14 protein-coding genes are annotated in these 18,860 nt (G+C 48.1%); 11 read left to right on the plus strand and 3 right to left on the minus strand.

Annotated elements, in window-relative coordinates; translation table 11 throughout:
- The first annotated feature begins 55 nt into the window (after positions 1 to 55).
- From DP_RS08930 to DP_RS08965, 8 genes are all read left to right on the plus strand, one after another.
- Positions 56 to 691: an ABC transporter permease gene (locus tag DP_RS08930; RefSeq protein WP_011188994.1), complete on the plus strand. Its 636-nt coding sequence runs from the start codon at positions 56 to 58 to the stop codon at positions 689 to 691.
- A gap of 17 nt (positions 692 to 708) precedes the next feature.
- Positions 709 to 1,458 (plus strand): ABC transporter ATP-binding protein, encoded by a 750-nt coding sequence (locus tag DP_RS08935; protein WP_011188995.1) that lies wholly within the window; start codon positions 709 to 711, stop codon positions 1,456 to 1,458.
- Positions 1,448 to 6,202: an FtsX-like permease family protein gene (locus DP_RS08940; protein WP_041277829.1), complete on the plus strand. Its 4,755-nt coding sequence runs from the start codon at positions 1,448 to 1,450 to the stop codon at positions 6,200 to 6,202. The genes DP_RS08935 and DP_RS08940 overlap by 11 nt, the downstream gene beginning before the upstream one ends.
- Entirely contained in the window at positions 6,199 to 8,205 is a 2,007-nt protein-coding gene (locus DP_RS08945; RefSeq protein WP_049785052.1) for a DUF6785 family protein, read from the plus strand. Before DP_RS08940 ends, DP_RS08945 begins: the two co-directional genes overlap by 4 nt.
- Positions 8,206 to 8,262: 57 nt before the next feature.
- Positions 8,263 to 10,227, plus strand: coding sequence for an OPT family oligopeptide transporter (locus DP_RS08950; RefSeq protein WP_011188998.1), 1,965 nt, complete (start codon positions 8,263 to 8,265; stop codon positions 10,225 to 10,227).
- A 110-nt stretch (positions 10,228 to 10,337) separates the two neighbouring features.
- Positions 10,338 to 10,928 (plus strand): hypothetical protein, encoded by a 591-nt coding sequence (locus DP_RS16820; RefSeq protein WP_011188999.1) that lies wholly within the window; start codon positions 10,338 to 10,340, stop codon positions 10,926 to 10,928.
- A 97-nt stretch (positions 10,929 to 11,025) separates the two neighbouring features.
- Positions 11,026 to 11,802 (plus strand): hypothetical protein, encoded by a 777-nt coding sequence (locus tag DP_RS08960; protein ID WP_156792249.1) that lies wholly within the window; start codon positions 11,026 to 11,028, stop codon positions 11,800 to 11,802.
- Complete coding sequence (locus tag DP_RS08965) at positions 11,786 to 12,178, plus strand: PqqD family protein (RefSeq protein ID WP_049785053.1); 393 nt, start codon at positions 11,786 to 11,788, stop codon at positions 12,176 to 12,178. The genes DP_RS08960 and DP_RS08965 overlap by 17 nt, the downstream gene beginning before the upstream one ends.
- Before the next feature lie 11 nt (positions 12,179 to 12,189).
- On the opposite strand, the gene DP_RS16825 is transcribed toward DP_RS08965, so the two are convergent.
- Both DP_RS16825 and DP_RS19190 read right to left on the minus strand, forming a co-directional pair.
- Positions 12,190 to 12,999, minus strand: coding sequence for a uracil-DNA glycosylase (locus DP_RS16825; protein WP_011189001.1), 810 nt, complete (start codon positions 12,997 to 12,999; stop codon positions 12,190 to 12,192).
- A gap of 353 nt (positions 13,000 to 13,352) precedes the next feature.
- A complete protein-coding gene (locus tag DP_RS19190; RefSeq protein ID WP_083818961.1) occupies positions 13,353 to 13,691 on the minus strand; it encodes an FtsB family cell division protein in 339 nt (112 codons plus the stop codon).
- Between DP_RS19190 and DP_RS08980 the strand changes: the two genes are divergently transcribed.
- The gene (locus tag DP_RS08980; protein ID WP_011189003.1) at positions 13,682 to 14,086 is read left to right on the plus strand and encodes a DUF523 domain-containing protein; all 405 of its coding nucleotides are present in this window, start codon (positions 13,682 to 13,684) and stop codon (positions 14,084 to 14,086) included. The two genes, DP_RS19190 and DP_RS08980, sit on opposite strands and share 10 nt — an antisense overlap.
- Positions 14,087 to 14,091: 5 nt before the next feature.
- Here the strand turns inward: DP_RS08980 and tatC are convergent, their stop codons facing one another.
- Positions 14,092 to 14,787 (minus strand): twin-arginine translocase subunit TatC, encoded by a 696-nt coding sequence (gene tatC / locus DP_RS08985; RefSeq protein WP_011189004.1) that lies wholly within the window; start codon positions 14,785 to 14,787, stop codon positions 14,092 to 14,094.
- 346 nt (positions 14,788 to 15,133) lie between these two features.
- On the opposite strand from tatC, the gene serS reads away from it, so the two are divergent.
- A complete protein-coding gene (gene serS, locus DP_RS08990; protein ID WP_011189005.1) occupies positions 15,134 to 16,411 on the plus strand; it encodes a serine--tRNA ligase in 1,278 nt (425 codons plus the stop codon).
- Between the two features lie 125 nt (positions 16,412 to 16,536).
- Positions 16,537 to 18,855, plus strand: coding sequence for a mechanosensitive ion channel family protein (locus DP_RS16830; protein WP_011189006.1), 2,319 nt, complete (start codon positions 16,537 to 16,539; stop codon positions 18,853 to 18,855).
- The last annotated feature ends 5 nt before the right edge of the window (positions 18,856 to 18,860 follow it).

Genomic DNA, 18,860 nt, shown 5'->3' on the forward strand with positions numbered 1-18,860 from the left:
ATTTTCCTAAAATTGAAACTGACAATAATTTTAAAGATCTTCTTCCAGGGCCATTATGAGACGTCTTGTTGTTCTTCCCTTTTCAAAATCGGTACAGATGGCATGTCAATCCCTACGTGCCCGGGCCCTGCGCTCGGCCATCACCACCATGAGTCTGGTCTTGGCGGTTGCCTTTTTAAGCTATAGTCAGGTCGGTAATATTATTATTCAACAGCTGGCAGGCTCAGGGGATAGCGAGATAGTTGGCGAGTTGCAGGCACTGGGCTATACGGGAGATGTGGCGGCTGCTGCTAAACAGCGCTGGATAGTCTTTCTCTCCCTTTTGGTATGTGTTGTCGGCATCATTAATGCCCAGATCATGTCTGTTACCGAACGCTTTCGGGAGATTGGCACCCTTAAATGTCTGGGCGCTCTGGATAGTTTTGTTGTCCGTGTTTTTGTCTTGGAGGCAGGTATTCAGGGGCTGGTGGGATCCATTTTCGGTGCCATTGTCGGTCTCTTGGTGGCAACAGGTACTGCACTTTTTCGTTTTGGCTCGCCGGTTCAGGCAGCATTTTTTTCTATAGAAGTTTTGATTTCATTTATTATAACCTTGGCCATTGGCACCGGATTGAGTCTCATTGGAGCGCTCTATCCTGCTATTATCGCTGCTCGCATGCAACCCGTTGAGGCCATGCGTCGGGAGCAATAACTTTTTAGGGATAAAAGATGAGGCATAAGCATAAAAAAAACATTGTTCGGGTGAGTGCTGTAACCAAGGATTTCGATCTTGGTAAGATGGTGGTCCATGTCCTCAAGGGAATTGATCTTGAAATAGAGGAGGGGAAGTATATCTCTATCATGGGACCATCAGGCTCTGGAAAATCTACCCTTTTTAATATGATAGGTGGCCTTGATAAACCAACCTCGGGCAAGGTCTATATCGATGAGGTAGATATCGCTCAGCTCGATGCCTATGAACTAGCCTGGCTGAGGTGTAGGAAAATTGGTTATATCTTTCAGACATTTAACCTTATTCCGGTAATGACTGCCCTGGAGAACGTTACCATTCCCATGACCTTTGCCGGCATGTCCGATGACGATGCCCTCAAGAGGGGGATGAAACTGCTGGCTCAGGTGGGACTGGAGGGACGGCATGAGCATAAACCATCAGAACTCTCTGGCGGTCAACAACAGCGGGTGGCCATTGCCCGAGCCCTGGCTAATCAGCCATCCATTATTCTGGCCGATGAACCGACGGGTAACCTTGATTTGAGCACAGGCGAAGATGTTATAGCCCTGCTTAAAGATCTCAGTGCCAGGTTGGGTGTTACCGTTATCTCTGCCACCCACGACTATAAGATGCTTAATGTTTCCGATCAGGTGATATGGATACGGGATGGAAAGGTCGATAAAATTCAAGGCCGTGAAGAACTCGATATCCGTACTGGTGGTCTTGGAGAGATCCATGAGGCATAGAGTCGCCTCCCTCGTTCTGCTCGTAGTTGCTCTTCTTTGCCCTATTCTGGGCCTCTCTATTCCTGCCGGGGCCTCTTCTCTGCGTAGTCTGGTCTCAGACCTGAGTGGATGGGAGAGTCGTAGTACGGCAAGCGCTGGCGCTGAGCAGGCGGCCAGCTATATTGAGAAGAGACTCTCCGACCTGGGCCTATCGCCCCAGAGTTATTACTATCAGATAGCAAAGAGGCAGGTGGGACAATCCACCCTGCAGATGGATGGTAGGCAGTACCCTCTCAAACCATTTTTTTATAATGCCATTACCCCCGAGAGTAGTGGGGAGACTCTCACCGGGCCTGTATATTATCTGGGCTCAGGTAGCCTTGCTCAACTGGACGGCATACCTATAAAAGACTCTATCATCCTCCTCGATTTTGCCTCGGCCAGAAACTGGCAGAGAGTTGCCTCCCTGGGAGCAAGGGCTATTATCTATCTCGGCCGTGGAGGGGAGAGTAGATTTTCCTTTCAGGAGAAGCAAGAGCTGAGTCCCCTGCAACTGCCCTGTTACTGGATGCCCAGAGAGGATGCTGAGGCATTTTTTGCCCGTCCGCTCAAGAAAGCAGATAGGGTTGCTAGCCAGATAAAGATCAGTACAGATATAGGTTGGGAAAACAGCCTGAGTCGTAATATCTATGCCTTTATCCCCGGCACGGAGAGTGGCCAAGATCAGGAACTCCTCCTTCTTGAGGCATTTTACGATGACGAGGAGATGGTCTATCGGGACTCTCCCGGAGCAGATGCCGCCCTCTCGATTGCCTCCCTGCTTGATGTTGCAGAAAATTTGGTGCAGACGCCGCCTAAACGTTCGGTTTTGCTTTTGGCCACCAGTGGTAATAGCCAGTCCTTGGCCGGTATGCGTGATGCCATCTGGAGTATAGTAAGTAGGGGCAAGGACCTGAAAAAAGAGGATTCCAGGTTGAATGGGGGCATTGCCCAAAAAGAACAGACACTGCTTGCCCTGCAAGATATTCGTTTTCCCCTGCCGGCAGATAAGGTGCGGGACAGACTTCTGCGTGGGGCAATAGCTCAGACCCTGAGCAGTCATATAGACAACCTCTCTCGCCGGGTGATGGAACTTCGTCTTGGAGAAAAGAGCAAGCTGCGCCGGCAGCAGATAAAAAAATTGGCCGCCGAACGTCTGCTCTATAAGCAACTCAGTTGGCAGAGTCACTACCATGATCTCGATGGCAAAAAGGAGAGGCTGCTCCAGGGCCTGCTCCCTCAAGTAATTCTCTCCTATAAAAGGGGGATTGAGGGCTTGGCTGTGCAGAAAAAATGCCTTGATTCGGCCCTTGCCTTTCGCCGGCAGGTAAAGGAGTATCGGCTGGCCGCCGCCATCAGCCTCCACCTTTCGGGGCATGGGACAGGCATTGGTGCATTTCACCGTGGTTGGCTCTATCCCCTTAAATCCTCCGTTAACCGTACGGGTATCTATAGTCTCATCGCCGACGTTCTGGAGGAATCTAATCTTCAAGGGGGGAGGGCAGAGTATCAAAACACCCTGCGTCCCACTCTGATGCGGAGTTGGAACTCCTGGTTTCTGGATAAACCCGCTTTGGGTGGAGAGGTCAGCTCTCTTGCCGGCCTGTTGGGCATTAGTCTGGTAACCACCGGAGATGCCAGGGCCCTGTGGGGAACGCCGGGAGATCTGGCAAAAAATATTGACTGGGATTATGTAGAGGGACAGAATGAACTGCTGCTTAGCCTGGTTAGGGGGCTCTGTGCCGCCCCTAGACTTGATATGGGCAGATTTCCCCGTAAGGGTTTTGCTCAACTGACAGGTAGGGCCAATCTTCTCCTGCAGGGAGAGCTCTTTGCCAGTTTTCCGGCTAAGGGAACAACCGTCCTCGCCTATCAGGGATTGGCCCGATACTATGCCATGGTTGATGGAGAGGGTTTATTTCGGATTGTAGGCCTTGCCGATAAAAAGAATGTTGGAGATAAGGTTATTCTTGAGGGCTATCGTTTTGCCCCGGATGGCCGGGCCATTTGGGCCATAGATAAAAGGGATACGGGCAAGAGCAATTATAGAGTGAAGATGCTGCGGAAAAACATGCAGACGGATCTGACCATGTTCGCCTGCCAGCAGATCACCATCTTCGACCTTCTTGAACCACGTAATCTTGACTATATGACCAAAATACAGGTCTATGATGGCAGACGGGACGCCCCGCCTCAGCACTATTGGTACAGCAGGATAGATACAAGGAAATCAGCTATCTGCTCTGTCTTTACAGAACCGGGAACGCCAGTTAAGCTCACCCTGTCAGACACCGTCCTTACCACCAAGATGCTCCTCACTAACAGCCATGAGGAGAAGGTGGGAGGGGTAGGATTTAAGGGCAGTGATTATCCGCAGATAAATAGAACAGCGTATGCTGCTGCCAGGGACGCTTGGGCCTTGCTCGGGCCCCGAATAAAGAATCTCCAGAGCCATGGTATCTATGATAGCAGGATTGATGATCTCAAGGTGCGCGGTTTGCTTGCCCTGCACAATGCAGAGAGGGATTATCAAAACCTGAAATACTCATCGGCTCAGGAGGAGGCGGCCAGCTCTCTTGCCCTATCGACCAGGGTCTATACCGAGGTGGAAAAGACGCAGAAGGATGTTCTCTTTGGAGTGCTCTTTTATATAGCCCTCTTTGTCCCCTTTGCCTTTGTCATGGAACGCTTCATCTTTAACTATGCCCATATCTATAAGAGGATATCTGCCTTTCTCTTAATACTGTTCCTGCTTATTGCAATTATTTATCAGGTGCATCCGGCCTTTGAGCTTGCCTACAGTCCGCTTATTATTGTTCTCGCCTTTTTTATTATAGGGCTGTCACTGTTGGTTACCCTGATTATCTTCTTTCGTTTTGAAAGGGAGATGATCCGTCTTCAGAACCAGGCCAATCACTATAGGCCGGAGGAGATCAGCCATTGGAAGGCCTTTGTCGCGGCCTTTTTTCTTGGTGTTTCTAATCTGCGTCGGCGGCGCTTGCGCACCATGCTGACCTGTCTGACCCTTATTATTCTCTCTTTTACCATCATGAGCTTTACCACCATTAAATCCGGTCAACAGCATCTCCGGCTGCCCTTTGGCGCCAAGGCCCCTTATCAGGGTCTGCTTTTGGAAAAGAGGGATTGGAAAACCCTGCCGACGGATGCCACGGATATTCTTAAGAGCAGTATGGCAGGTAGTAGTAAAGCCGCGCCACGGGCATGGTTGGAGGCGGTTCCTCCAACAAGACCTGTGCATGTTCCTCTGACTCGTGGGAATAAAAATATTGAAGTTAATGGCGTACTTGGTCTCAGTGTTAATGAGGCGGAGGTGACAGGCATATCCCGTCTCCTCACCACTGGTCATTGGTTTACCTCAGATAATGCTCAAAGTGTTATTCTGGCCGATGAGATTGCTGCAAAATTAGGGATTACTGGCATGAAGGATGCCCGGATACTGCTGTGGGGTATTCCATTTACTGTTATTGCCACCTTTGATAGTAAGGGCCTTGAGGCCATGGCTGATCTTGATGGTGAAGCCCTTACCCCTGTCATCTTTCCTGAAGAACAGCAGCAGGAGTTGAGCGATGCCGAGCAGGAGGCCGTGGAACAGGGAGATGATATACAGAGTTTTCAGAGCAGATATCAGCATATTGGTGCAGATAAAACTATCATCATTCCTGTCAATACCCTCCTGGCCGCCGGTGGTAGTCTGAAGAGTATTGCCATTCGTCCTGATTATCAGGAGGGGCAGGCTGGTGAGATTACTCGTGAGGCTGGCCTATTGGTAGATCGGTTCAACCTTGTCATCTTTGCCGGCGATGAGGATGGGGTCTGGCTCTATAATGCAACGGACACCATTAGCTATAGCGGTGTGCCCAATATTATTATTCCCCTTCTTATCTCTGTTTTTATTGTCCTTAATACCATGATCAGCTCTGTGCAGGAACGTCGGGGGGAGATAGGTGTTTATACCTCCATTGGCCTTGCCCCATCCCATGTAGCCTTTCTCTTTGTGGCGGAGGCCCTTGCCCTGGCGGTGGTTTCCGTGGTCATCGGCTATCTATTGGCCCAGATATCGGCCTACTTTCTCTCCACCACCTCCCTCTGGCAAGGCATTACTGTTAATTACTCCTCTCTTGCTGGCGTTGCCTCCATGTTTCTTGTTATCATGGTGGTGCTTATCTCCGTTATCTATCCGGCCAGGATGGCCAGTAAAATTGCCATCCCCGATGTCAATAAGACCTTTTCTCTGCCCAAGGACGACGGGCACAGTATGAAGATTACCCTGCCCTTTCTTCTTAAGCAGAATGAGGCCGATAGTCTCGGCGGTTTCCTCTTCTCATATTTTAATGCTCACCTGGAAGTTTCCCATGGACTCTTTTCAACGGCCAAGCTCTCCCTTGAGAAAAATAGTGATAAGGAGGTCTACTGTTCCATTTGCTGCCAGACCTGGCTTGCCCCCTTTGATCTTGGCATTATGCAAGAGGTGGAGGTCACCTTGGAAAATGATAAGACCTTTACCGATGATGATTTCTTGTCTGTTCAGGTGCATATAAGGCGGGAGGCTGGGGAGGTTGCCGCTTGGCGACGAATGAATACGGTTTTCTTCCATCAGTTGCGCAAACAACTCCTCGTCTGGCGCTCCCTTGATGGGGCGGGCCATTGCGAACAGGAGGCAATTTTTGCCGAAAAAACCGGCCTGCAAGGGAGCAGTCAATCATGAAAAATGAACAGTCCTCTGTCCCCGAAGTGGGGAATCGTGTTCGCCTGCGAGCCCCAATCATTGGCCTGCTCTTTGCCATGGGTATCTGCTTGCTCACGCCCTACAATAATATTTATCTACAGGCAACTCCGCTTGGTGGGGGGCATTTCCCCCTTGCTCCCTTTTTCTTGTTTCTAGGCCTCTCTGGTCTTACCATCCTCTTGCAGGTTATCAGGGGCGGGGCAACTCTTTTGAGCGGTGGAGAGTTACTGACAATTTGGATTCAAGCGGTAATAGGATCCGGTATTGCCTATACCGGTTTTGCCAGAACCTTTTTGATTAATATAACGACCCCTCTTCATTTTGCCGGTACAGAGAGTCGCTGGCAGGAAAATATTGACCCCCTTATCCCTGCGGGGCTTTTGCCCACGGACAAAGGGGCCATAGAGCTTTTGTATAATGGTATCCCCGGAGCACGAGAGGACAGCTGGCTCTCCATGCTTGGACAAATACCCTGGCAGGCTTGGTTGCAGCCACTTTTCAGCTGGTCTGTCTATATCCTCCTGGCCTATCTGGTTATGATATTTTTGCTTAATATTATTGTCCGCCAGTGGATCTTTTATGAGCGGATGAATTTTCCGCTCTTGAAGGTACCACGGATGATTGCCCATGCTGTTAGTGAGGGAGAGGGGCTTGCATTTTTTACCAACCGTTTCTTGCTGATGGGTGTTCTTCTGCCGGTAATCCTCCACCTGCTGAATGGTCTGAACCTCTACTATCCATCGGTCCCCCAGATGCCGACCCTGCTCCTTGCCGGGCCTTATTTTGGCCAAACAGGAATTTTTTCTGGATTTCATAAGCTCAAGCTCTATTTCTTTCCTGCCTTTATAGGTTTTGCCTTTCTAACCTCAAGGCAAATTTCCTTCTCTTTTTGGTTTTTCTTTTTGGGTGGAGGGCTCTTTTATGGTCTCCTCAGTCTTCTCGGTTATTCACTGCCCGCCTCGGAACTGGGGGTAACCTTTGGCCCCACCATTACCCGGCCTGAAGAGATGCAGATGCTCGGAGCCTATGGAGTCTTTTTCTTCTCTCTGGTTTGGTTGGCCCGCTATCATCTGCTGGATGTGACCCGTAGGTCTATCCTCTGGCAGAAGGCAGACAGTCCCGGGCCCGAGTGGCTCGATGTCAGGATTAGTTTCTGGGGTGCCATCATTGGCACAATAGCCCTTGTTTGTTGGTATGTATACTATGGCACTGCGCCCTTGGTTGCCGTTCTTCTTGTTTTCTCTTTTTTCATGATAACTATCGTTGCTACCCGTGTTATTTGTCAGGGAGGCCTTGCCTATTTCACCCTGACAGCTGCTCCCATGGATGGCCTGATAGCCTTTTTGGGGCCTAAGTTTTTTACAGGGATAAACGCTCTCATTGCCGGTATCAGTCAAAAGGTGCTCTTTGTTGATCTGCGCGAATCGCTGATGCCCTCTCTTCTGCAAGCGGCCAGGGTGCAGCGAAGCAATTGGCCCCGTGGGCTTCTCTTCTCCTCAATTCTTCTAACCATTGTTCTCTCTCTCTTTACCTCCTGCCTTGCCATGCTCACCCTCTGCTATCGTTTTGGTATCCGAGAGCTGCAACAGGATTGGGCCGCCACCACCAGTATTGCTGTCTATGAAAATATTTCCCGCCTGATGAATACTCCGCCGGAGACCGGGAGCTGGGTCTTTGGTTTTACCATGATGGGGGCGGTGGTTATGTTACTGCTCGTTGTCTGCTATCAGCGTCTGCACTGGTGGCCCCTTCATCCCCTCGGTTATCTCACTGTTTATAGTTCGGCGATGCGTATTCTCTGGTTGAGCTTTTTTCTTGGCTGGTTATGCAATGCGCTCTGTATGCGCTACGGTGGAGTACGTCTCTTTAAAAAACTCCAGTTCTTTTTTATTGGTTTGATTATAGGTGACTTTAGCATGGGTGGTATTTGGGCCATTATCGGTCTCTTTACCCGTATGAGTTATCAGGTCCTGCCAAACTAAGTTTTCGAGCCACCCTTTAGGGATAATGAAAGCCAGCAACCTCTTCTTTGGAAAATTATGTACGATGATAAAGAGCTAAAAGAATATAGGGACCTGCTCCCGACTCCTACTCATTTTGAGGAGGGATTTGATTGGAAAACCATTATAGGCGCTGTTTTTATTGGTTTTTTGATGATGCCGGGATCCATGTATCTGCAGTTGGTTATTGGCCAGGGTATTGGCCCTGCCGCCCGTTGGGTGACCATTATTCTTTTTGCTGAGATTGCCAAGAGGGCCCATTCGGAGCTTAAACAGCAGGAAATATTTTTGCTCTACTATATGGCAGGTGCAGCCCTTGCCTCGCCATTTTCCGGTCTTCTCTGGAACCAGTATCTGGTCCAGTCCGATGCCGCCAGGATGCTTGGGGTTACCGAATTCATCCCTGCCTGGATAGCTCCTTCTCCGGAATCAGAGTCCATGTTGGAGAGGACTTTTTTTCATCGAGACTGGATGATTCCCATCCTTCTCCTGGTGGGTTCCCAGATCATCCAGCGTATCGATCATTTTGGCTTGGGTTATGCCCTCTATAGAATCACCTCAGATGTGGAAAAACTTCCATTTCCCATGGCTCCGGTGGCGGCTCTTGGCACCATGGCCCTGGCTGAATCGGCCGAGGAGAAGGAGGGGAAGGGGAGTTGGAAGTGGAAGGTCTTTTCCATAGGGGCGGTCATAGGTCTGGGCTTTGGTGCCATCTATGTTGTTCTACCCATCGTCTCGGGACTCATCTTTACTGAACAGATCCGCCTCATCCCCATTCCCTGGATTGAGTATACCCGCTATACCGAAGACATTCTGCCCGCTGTGGCCACCGGTCTCCAACTTGATCTTGGTCTGGTCTTTATCGGCATGGTACTGCCATTTTGGGCTGTTATTGGTGGCTTGGTGGGTCTGCTCATCACCTTTGCCCTCAACCCCATCCTCTATTCGGCAGGAGTTTTGACCCGTTGGCATCCCGGCATGGGGACCGTTGATACGGTCTTTGCCAATAATTTTGACTTTTATATGAGCTTTGGCATTGGTCTCGGCCTTGCCATTGCCGCCATCGGTATCTGGTCTGTTGCCCGCTCCCTAAAGGGCAGCAAGGGGCAGATGGGGACTCTCCATGATCTCTTTCATCCGCCCCCCGGGCGTGGTGATTTTAATTTTTGGATATCCATTGCCATTTACGTATTTTCAACCCTTGCCTATATTGGTCTCTGTATCTTTTTGGTACCATCCTTTCCCTGGATGTTCTTCCTCTGCTATGGATTTATCTACACTCCGATAATTTCATATATTACGGCGAGGATGGAGGGTATTGCCGGTCAGTTTGTCAGTCTGCCTCTGGTTCGGGAGGCAAGCTTTATTGCCGGGGCCAAGTTCTTTGGCTATCAGGGCATTGAAATTTGGTATGCTCCCATTCCTATTCACAATTATGGCGAGGCAACGGTGCAGTTCCGGCAAATAGAGCTGACCGGTACCTCGCTTCGAGGAATTATTAAGGCAGAGTTCCTCGTTCTGCCCATTGTTCTTACAGCCAGTCTGCTCTTCTCCCAATTTATCTGGCAACTGGCCCCCATTCCCTCTGCCAGCTACCCCTTTGCCCAGGAGCTTTGGCATCTTCAGGCCCTCAACACCCTGCTTATGCAGACATCTACCCTGGAGGGCAATTCCGTTTTTTATCAGGCCCTTAACAGCGGCACTGTTTTTTCAGGGCTTGGCTTTGGTCTGTTGATGTATATGGTCCTCAGCTTTTTTGGTTTGCCCGTCCTCCTTATTTATGGAGTGGTGCGTGGTCTTGGCCAATCGACCCCCCATGGCCTTGTCCTTGAGGTCTTAGGGGCCCTGTTGGGCAGGTATTTTTTTCTTAAGAAATATGGCCCCATGTGGCGGCAATATGCACCGGTCCTGCTGGCGGGGTTTTCCTGTGGTATGGGCCTCAGCGGTATGTTTGCCATGGGCTTTGCCCTGATCATGAAGTCGCTTAGCCATATGGCCTTTTGACTCTTTTCTGCTCATTGTCTTTTAAGGGTAAAGAGATTACCTTGATATAGGCAGTTAAGAACTACCGTCCCCAGAGCTTTCAGAGCTGTTTTTTTATCAGGAGGTTTATTATGCAGAAAAAAAATATCTTTCTCTCCTTTTTCTCTCTAATTTTTGTCCTTGCCTTTGCTCAGACGGTCTTCTCAGAGGAAGTTCCCGAAAAGATTAGTGTTTTTTCGTTGGGAAGTTTGATCGCCTCCTATGAGTGTCCAATGTACAATAATTATCTGAGCACCAAGGTAGTGCCCATGACTGGAGTTTTTCGTAAGGCAAGCCTCTATTCCGGTACCTGTAAGTCTCCCGGAGAAATACTTAAGATGAAGTTTAAGTACAGGGATAGGAGTCGGAAGTTTTTTAATGCCCTGCATGAAAAAATAGCTGAGCAATATGATCAAAAAGGTGTCTGGGAGGGAGATTCTTTTGGCATTCTTTCCGTCTGGAAATGGCATTTTATCGATAAAGATGGGCAAAGTGTTTCCCTTGCCATCGAGTATAATGAAAAAAACACCGAACTGAGCATGGGTACGGTGATAAAACTTGCCTACCCTGTACGTATAGAGGAAGAGAAACTCTGCATTATTAAGAAGAATAAGATCGAAGTTGAGCGGAAAACCCTTCCCGATATAGAAGATCTCAACTGGCAGGAGTTACTTCCTCAATAAGATGCTTTCTCCTCAAAAAAACGAGCAGGGGAATATTCTGCGAGCTGTTCACTGGAATGGGATAGCTCTTACCATTCCTTTGCAATGGGAGATTGTGGTGCAGGATAAGAATCGACTTATCTGTGAAGACCAGCTTCAGCCCGTTTTTGAGCTGCGCTGGTTTCGGCAGACAGATAAGGACCTTGACTATCAACGTCAATGTGAGCGGGTGGGGTATCAGGTTAAGTTTATTCCTCTTCCCCCCGGGCTGGAATCGCTTGCCCAGCGCTATCAGATTCGGGCCTTTAAGAAAAAAGAGTCCCCTCAGCTGGCCGGATTTTTTGCCTACTGTCCGCACTGTCAGACAGGTATCACTATCCAACTCTATAAACATAATCTCTCTTCTCAGGAGGATATATTAGAGATATTAATGAGCATGGATTGTCATGGGGATGCTCGTGTCTGGGAAATTCAGGATTTTCGCTTTGCCCTGCCAGGCAAGAAAGATAGCCTCTGGCAATTAGAGAGGTATAGTTTTGCCCCTGCCCTTACTCATCTCCAATTCACCCGTGGGCCTCTTGGCCTTCATATCTGCCGAATAGCGGCCTCGGAGGAGAGACTTGCCGAGCAGGGTATTGATGAAATACTTGAGGTTCTCTGTGATAGAAAGGGCTTGCAGGTGGAGGAGGGCGAGGGTGGTCTGCGTGGTTGGCATGCACCTTCCATTTTTCAGCAGATAACTCTAAGGAGTCAGAGAAAAAAGCCCTTTATTGAGTCGAGAATACGGCATCTGCCGGAAAAAAACAGAATTCTGGTCTGCATGCTGGAGAGTAAAAAACCGATTGAGGTCTCTCTGGTGCAACAGATATGGCAAAGTTATGACATTGTTCTCTAGAAAAAAACCGGCAGAGGTAATGCCTGCTATTACCCGTGAGGAGGCACTCGCCGGGATACCGGCAAAGAATCCCACCGTGAAAATCATTGGTCAGGATGATGGTACCTTGATGCTCTCCTACACCCTTGCCCTTCGGCCGATATGGGGAGAACTTCTCAAGCGTTTCACCGGAAAGGCGGAACAGGAGACCACTAAAAAGCTGGTCCTTGATCAGATGGGTAGTCAGGTGTGGCAACTCATAGATGGCAAACGATCTGTTCGGGAAATAATTCTCTCCTTTGCCGGGGCAAATAACATTGGCTGTAAGGAGGCTGAGACTGCTACTACCAGTTTCTTGCGTGAATTGGGAAAACGTAAGCTCATTGCCATTGGCTAGGGTCCGTCCGTCTAGCCACCAATCCGTTTTTTTCCTAGTAGGCGTGTGGCTACTTTTTGTAGATCTTCCCAGGTGGGGCGTTTCATTTCATCATTTTTCAAGAGATAACTTGGATGATAGGTTGCCAGTACGGGGATAGTCTGTCCCTTAAGTAGTTCAATCTGGTAAAACTTACCCCGTAAATGGGAAAGGGAGTGTGGTTTACCCAACACCTTTCTGGCGGCAAGGGTGCCCATTACACAGACCATCTCTGGTTGCAGTAGCTCTATTTGTCTGTGCAACAGGCGCAGGCAGGAATCGATATCTGCTGCCTCCGGGCGATCACCTACCCGTAGAGCACATTTGACCAGATTGGTAACAAAGACATTGGCTGCTGGTAATTTCATGGCGGCAAACATGCGGGCTAACATAAGATCTTCTTCGGCCCCAAAAACAGCGGAGCGGAGAGTCTCATTGCCATCAATGCGCCAACCGCCTACAACCAACAGGCGTACCTGTTTGCCACCCTTACCAGCGACAAAGGCCTGTTGCCGGGTTTGCAGGCCACAGTTGGCACAGAGTTTCTTGAGATCGGTGCCCTCTGTCTTTGTGGGAGCAGGTTCTTTGACTACGGTTGCAATCGGGGTGACGGGTCGGTACTCTCTGGCCTTAGGGGGACGAGAGACAGCCTGTGGTGGAGGCGATGGGATGGTAGCAGGAGCCTCTGCCTGGTAGGCGAGGAAATCCTGCAGGCCTTCACGGTCCGGATACTCTTTGATGCCTAAAATTTCATGATATTGTAGCAGGTTGTATAGGTCTGTAATTATCTCTTTTTTACTCACTTTTCTCTTTCTCGTATAAAACTTTGTATTTTCACAGAGATCTATTGCCCGACTCGTCTCTTCTCTCTATAATACCTGTAATCAGGTGGTAAGTGGCTCATTAACAATAATAACTACATAATAAAATATTATGTCTATTTCACAGTATAAATGTAACAGATGTCAGCGTCTTTTTGAACACGTAGAAAATCAAAAAGAGGAAGAAATTTAATGTGAAAAGTGCGGCTCAACGGAGGTGGAGAAGGTGTCTGCTATTGGCCTGAAGATGAGCGCTGCTGGTGACTGTCCGTTAAATTCACCTTTTTTTGAGCTTGGTAAGGTACCCAGTTTGGGTGTCACTGTTATCTTGCTGCTTACTGGGAAAAATCATAGACTCTCTCATTTTTTTTCAATAGGCCCTGCTTTTCCCGAGCTACCTTTTCAATATATTCAGGATCATTTATTAAACGATCATTTTCTTTTTGAATTTGCTTGTTTTCAGCCTGCAAGTCAATCGTTTTTTGCTGGATACTCTGCAGGTAATTCTTCTGCTTGCAGAGGGTATAGTAGCCTGTTTGAGGAGAGAAGATAATCCATAGTAATGCAATGACAATTAAAACGATGGATATCTTGATGATGGTCAGCCGTTGTGCTGAGCTTAGTTTGGTGGAGATCTTTTTTTTCATAGTCGTAGGGAAAATAAATGAAAACATATCTTATAAGCGCTTGCCTGGTTGGTCTCTGTACTCGATACGATAACCAGTGTAAAAAATCTGCTGCCTGCATGGAGCTCTTACAGGATGCCATATGGATTCCCGTATGCCCAGAACAATTAGGCGGTCTTGCCACTCCGCGTTCCCGGGCGGATATTGTTGGCGGAGACGGCTCTGATGTGCTCGCTGGTAAGGCCCAGGTGCTCACAGCTACCGGGGTGGATATTACGGAGGCATTTATAAAGGGAGCATATCAGGTGCTCTCCATTCTTCAGCAGCAGAATATTGACGGCATCTTTTTTAAGGCAAAAAGTCCATCCTGTGGAGTTGTTAAAAAATTAGGAGTGACCGCTGCTCTCCTGCAGCAACACGGCTATCAACCGCAAGAATTTTGAGGAGCCTAGCGAATTCTGAGAATTATCATGGTGATAATGCCGCCCTCATAGAGCAGATAGAGGGGCCCGCCCATAAGGAGCATGTTTACCACATCGGGCGTTGGGGTTAAAACGGCTGCGGCAACGGCAATGGCAAGCAGGGCATAGCGTCTGTTTTTCTCAAAAAATTTTCTGCTGACTACCTGGACCTTGGCCAGGAATATCATAAAAATAGGAAGTTCGAAGATAAGGCCAAAGGCAAGGACGAATATGGTGACAAAGTTGACAAAACGACCGACGGAAATAACGGGACGCAGTTCAGCAGAGCCGTATCCTAGAAGGAATTTGATGCCAAAGGGCAGGGTTATCAGGTAGCAGAACATTGTTCCCACATAAAAGAGCAGGCAGGTTGCCACGATAAAACAGTAGAGGGCAAGACCACTTACTCCAAATGGTTTAGCTATGGCCCGCCAGATAAAGGTCATAATGAGTGGCATCAGGACAAAAAGTGAGCCAAAGAGGGCCAGTTTAATATGGGCGAGAAATGGGCCTGCCACGGAAAAAAAGTAGAGCTCATCGGAGAGGTGCGCTTGCACCAGTTGGAGTAGTTCAGGACTGAGAAAAAAAATCACTGCAGTACAGATAACTACTGAACTTACCAAAATCTTTACTGATTTACGCATTTCTTGTAAAAAAACAATAAGCGTTTGGTGCACAGCCATAAACCTTTATCTCCAACAAAAGGGAAAAGAGTATAGATAGTGTGGGGAAATCCCTGGGGTAACGGCCCGGAGTGAAGTTGTCAGCCACCGTAAATAGGTGGCAAAATAACAAAAATCTGGATGAAATGCAATTCGATAGACTTGCACTCAGTTAGCCGTCATGCTAAATATTAAGCATAAACGACATCTTGTCTTCTGCAATGAGGTCTGTTTTGCCGGGTATGCTTTTTATTGTTCAGTGATATATTTTTTGTCAGAAACGATGTATATTTGCGCCTTGCCAACTTTGAGCTTGGTAAGATGAGAACAACTTTAACTAATAATTACGATAATAGCGAGATAGACTATGCTTGAATTACGATTCATTCGCGAAAATTTAGATCTAGTACAGGAAAGGTGCAATCGCCGTGGAATGAGCGATGAACTTATTACCTCTTTCACCGAGATTGATCAAAAACGACTCTCTACCCTCGCTGAAGTAGAAAGCCTTAAAAATAAACGCAATGTAGCTTCAAAAGAGATTGCTGAGCTCAAAAGAGGTACCGATGAGCAAAAGCTGGAAGCTGAGCCACTCATCCTTGAAATGCGTCAAATAGGCGATAAGATAAAAATACTTGATACCAGTCTTAACCAGATCCAGGAAGATTTGGATAAGGTTGTTATGGCAATCCCTAATCTCTGTCAGGATGATGTGCCTGTCGGCAACAGTGATGAGGAGAATATAGAGCTCAGGGTTTGGGGAAAAAAACCTGAATTCACCTTTACGCCAAAGGCTCATTACGAACTTGGCGAAGAGGCGGATACCATTGATTTTGAACGTGCTGCCAAGATCTCTGGTGCCCGTTTTGCCATCCTTAAGGGTTTTGCCTCCCGTCTTGATCGAGCCCTGACGAATTTCATGCTCGACCTTCATACCCAAAAGCATGGTTATACTGAAGTCTTGCCACCATTTTTGGTAAATTCGGCATCTCTGACGGCAACGGGGCAACTTCCTAAGTTTAAAGAGGATCTCTTTGCCATTAAGGACTGGGATCTCTATCTCATTCCCACCGCCGAAGTGCCTGTTACCAATATCCACCGTGATGAAACCATCGCTGAGCAGGATCTGCCCATAAAATACACCGCCTTCACCCCATGCTTTCGCTCTGAAGCCGGATCTCACGGACGTGACACCCGTGGTCTTGTCCGTCAGCATCAGTTTAACAAGGTAGAGCTGGTGAAGTTCACCACCCCGGAACGGTCAACGGATGAACTGGAAAGCCTGCTTGGCGATGCCGAAGAGGTTCTTCAGCTTCTTGGCTTGCACTACCGGGTAGTTAAACTCTGTACCGGTGATCTTGGTTTCTCCTCCTCAAAAACCTATGATATTGAAGTTTGGCTTCCCGGTCAGCAGAAATACCGTGAGATCTCCTCCTGTTCTAATTTTCTGGACTTCCAGGCTCGCCGAGGCGGTATTCGTTATCGTCCGGAGGGACAAAAGAAGAGTAAGCTTGTCCACACCCTGAACGGATCCGGCCTGGCTGTGGGGCGTACCCTGCTTGCCGTTATGGAAAACTACCAACAGGAAGATGGTAGCATCACCATTCCTGAGGTGCTTAAACCGTACTTTGAAAACAGGTTTTAAGAACAGCTTTCTAGCTCCATGTTAAGGCAATTTTAGTGAGTCAGGTATGGACTCACTAAAATTGACCTATAGGGGAAGGGATAATTATTTAATATCAGGAATAATTCAATTTCAGGGAGACATCGATGCCTAATCGCTCGTTCTTATGCCTTTTTGTTACTCTATTTTTTGTCTCGAATCTTTTTCTCTCTGTCCCCTCATCGCTCTTTGCTCAGGCAATTCCCCCATCGCCCGCCCCGTCAACACAATCAACTGAAAAAATACAGGCCCTGATGGCAGGGCTCAGCGATGAGCAGGTTCGGGCCATGCTTATAACCGAATTGCAAAACGACGCCGCGGTTCTGCCGCCAGAGAAATTACAACGATCTCGAGGCCCGGCTATAGTGTTTGGCACTCTTCTTACATCCCTTGATAAGACTGCCTATAGTTCTGAAAAACGCCTGCAAAAATTGATAGAGAGTGTACCTCTGATAATACCAAGTTTGAAAAGTACATTTTTAAAGCTCTGCCCGGTAGGGACTTCCCATGGAGCAGTTATCAATCTATTATGGATACTGCTCTTCATAGTGACGGGCCTTGTCGCTGAAAAAATATTTAATGTATGGATCACCAGGCACTACTTCCCTCCGGGAGATGCTATTGAAGAAGATGGCCACATTTGGACAAGATTGAGCGCTGGAGTGTCACGGCAGATGCCTGGTATTCTTGGTGTCTTTGTGCTTTTCTTTGTCTCCTATCTCGTCAACATCCTGACCCTCGGAACCCAACTTCCCTTTGTGCAGCTTGTCTTTTTCAGTGCACTTATCGGTCTTCTTTTTTGTAGAATTATTGGCATGATCTCGAAAATCTTTCTGTCGCCGGCAACTTCTGCCTTACGGATTCTTCCTCTGCAGGAGAGCAGTGCCCGGACAGTGCACCGTCTTATAATTGCCATTACGGTCTATATTGTTTTTTCAACCATGTTTTCTATCCTTATCTATCGCCTTTCAGGAGATTATAAGGCCTATATTCTCTTGATGTTTTTAAGCGCCTCGCTGCTGCTCCTTATAACGGCAGTCTGTATACTCGTCTATAAAAACAGGGTGAAGGCCTATATACTCTCCAGTGAATGGGGGTATGGAAGTGGTAGGCTTGGCACCTGTCGGCGTCATTTTGCCTCCCTTTGGCATCTTTTTTCCCTCCTCTATCTCTTTATTCTATGGATTTTAGTTGTCAACACTCTGGGTGACTCATCGGTGCAGTCGGACTCTGCCTTTATTTTTAGCTTTTTTGCCCTGCCTATTTGGTTTGTCTTGGATAAAATCACTCAATGGACCCTTCATTACGGCATTGGCGTCCTCCGGCCAGAGGCAAAGGATATTGAGCCCGAGCAATTAGCCCTGCGTCAGGAAAAAGATGAACGTTTCCAACATCGCGTTTATACCATAGGTCGTCTCTGTCTCTTTATTGCCCTGATGGCCTGTCTGGCAAGTCTGTGGAACATCAACCTTCCCCTGGTGGAAGACTTTTCAAGAGTTATTTTTGATTCTGTAGCTGTCTGTGCCGTATCCCTTGTTACCTGGCGGGTACTGAGTAACTGGATTGAGGCAAAAATAGAAGAGTCACTGCCCAAGGTTGAGGAGACAGGGGAGACAGAGGAGAAGGATGATGGCGACTGGGGGGCAGGGGGCGCGAGTAAGAGTAGGGCCTATACTCTGTTACCCATGTTGAGAAAATTCATTGGCACCATTCTGCTGGTAATGGTGGTGATGACCCTGCTTGCCCAGCTGGGTATTGATATTGGTCCACTGCTTGCCGGTGCTGGTGTTATTGGCCTTGCCATTGGTTTTGGGGCGCAGAAGCTGGTTGCCGATATGTTTTCCGGATTTTTCTATCTTCTCGACGATGCCTTTCGGGTTGGAGAGTACCTGACTGCGGGCAAGGTCTCGGGGACCGTTGAAAATATTTCCCTGCGTAATGTCTTTTTACGACATCATCTTGGTATGTTGCAGATTGTCCCCCATAGTGAACTTGGAGCTATTACCAACTTTATGCGGGGCGGTATTATTGTTAAGTTCAACCTCGATTTTCCCTATGACGTTGATATTGATCTGGTTCGTAGGATCATAAAAAAAGTTGGTGTAGCAATGCTTGCGGACGAAGAACTTGGGCCGGATTTTATCCGGCCAATAAAGTCTCAGGGGGTTCGGGGGATTACCAATTCGGTGATGACCATCCGGGCAAAATTCACCGCCCATCCGGGAAAACAGTTTGTTATTCGCCGCGAGGCCTATAGGCTTATCACCGAGGCACTGGCTAAGAAGGGTATTCACTATGCTCATCGTAAGGTGATTGTCGATGTGGCAAGTCATGAAGATAATATGAGCTTAAAGGCGGCAGGGGCTGCTGCAATGTCCTCAATTCAAAATGATGAGGAGCAGGCGGCGGCAAAGGCTTCTGACTAGTAGGA

Source organism: Desulfotalea psychrophila LSv54 (genome assembly GCF_000025945.1).
GTDB classification, from domain to species: Bacteria; Desulfobacterota; Desulfobulbia; order Desulfobulbales; family Desulfocapsaceae; genus Desulfotalea; species Desulfotalea psychrophila.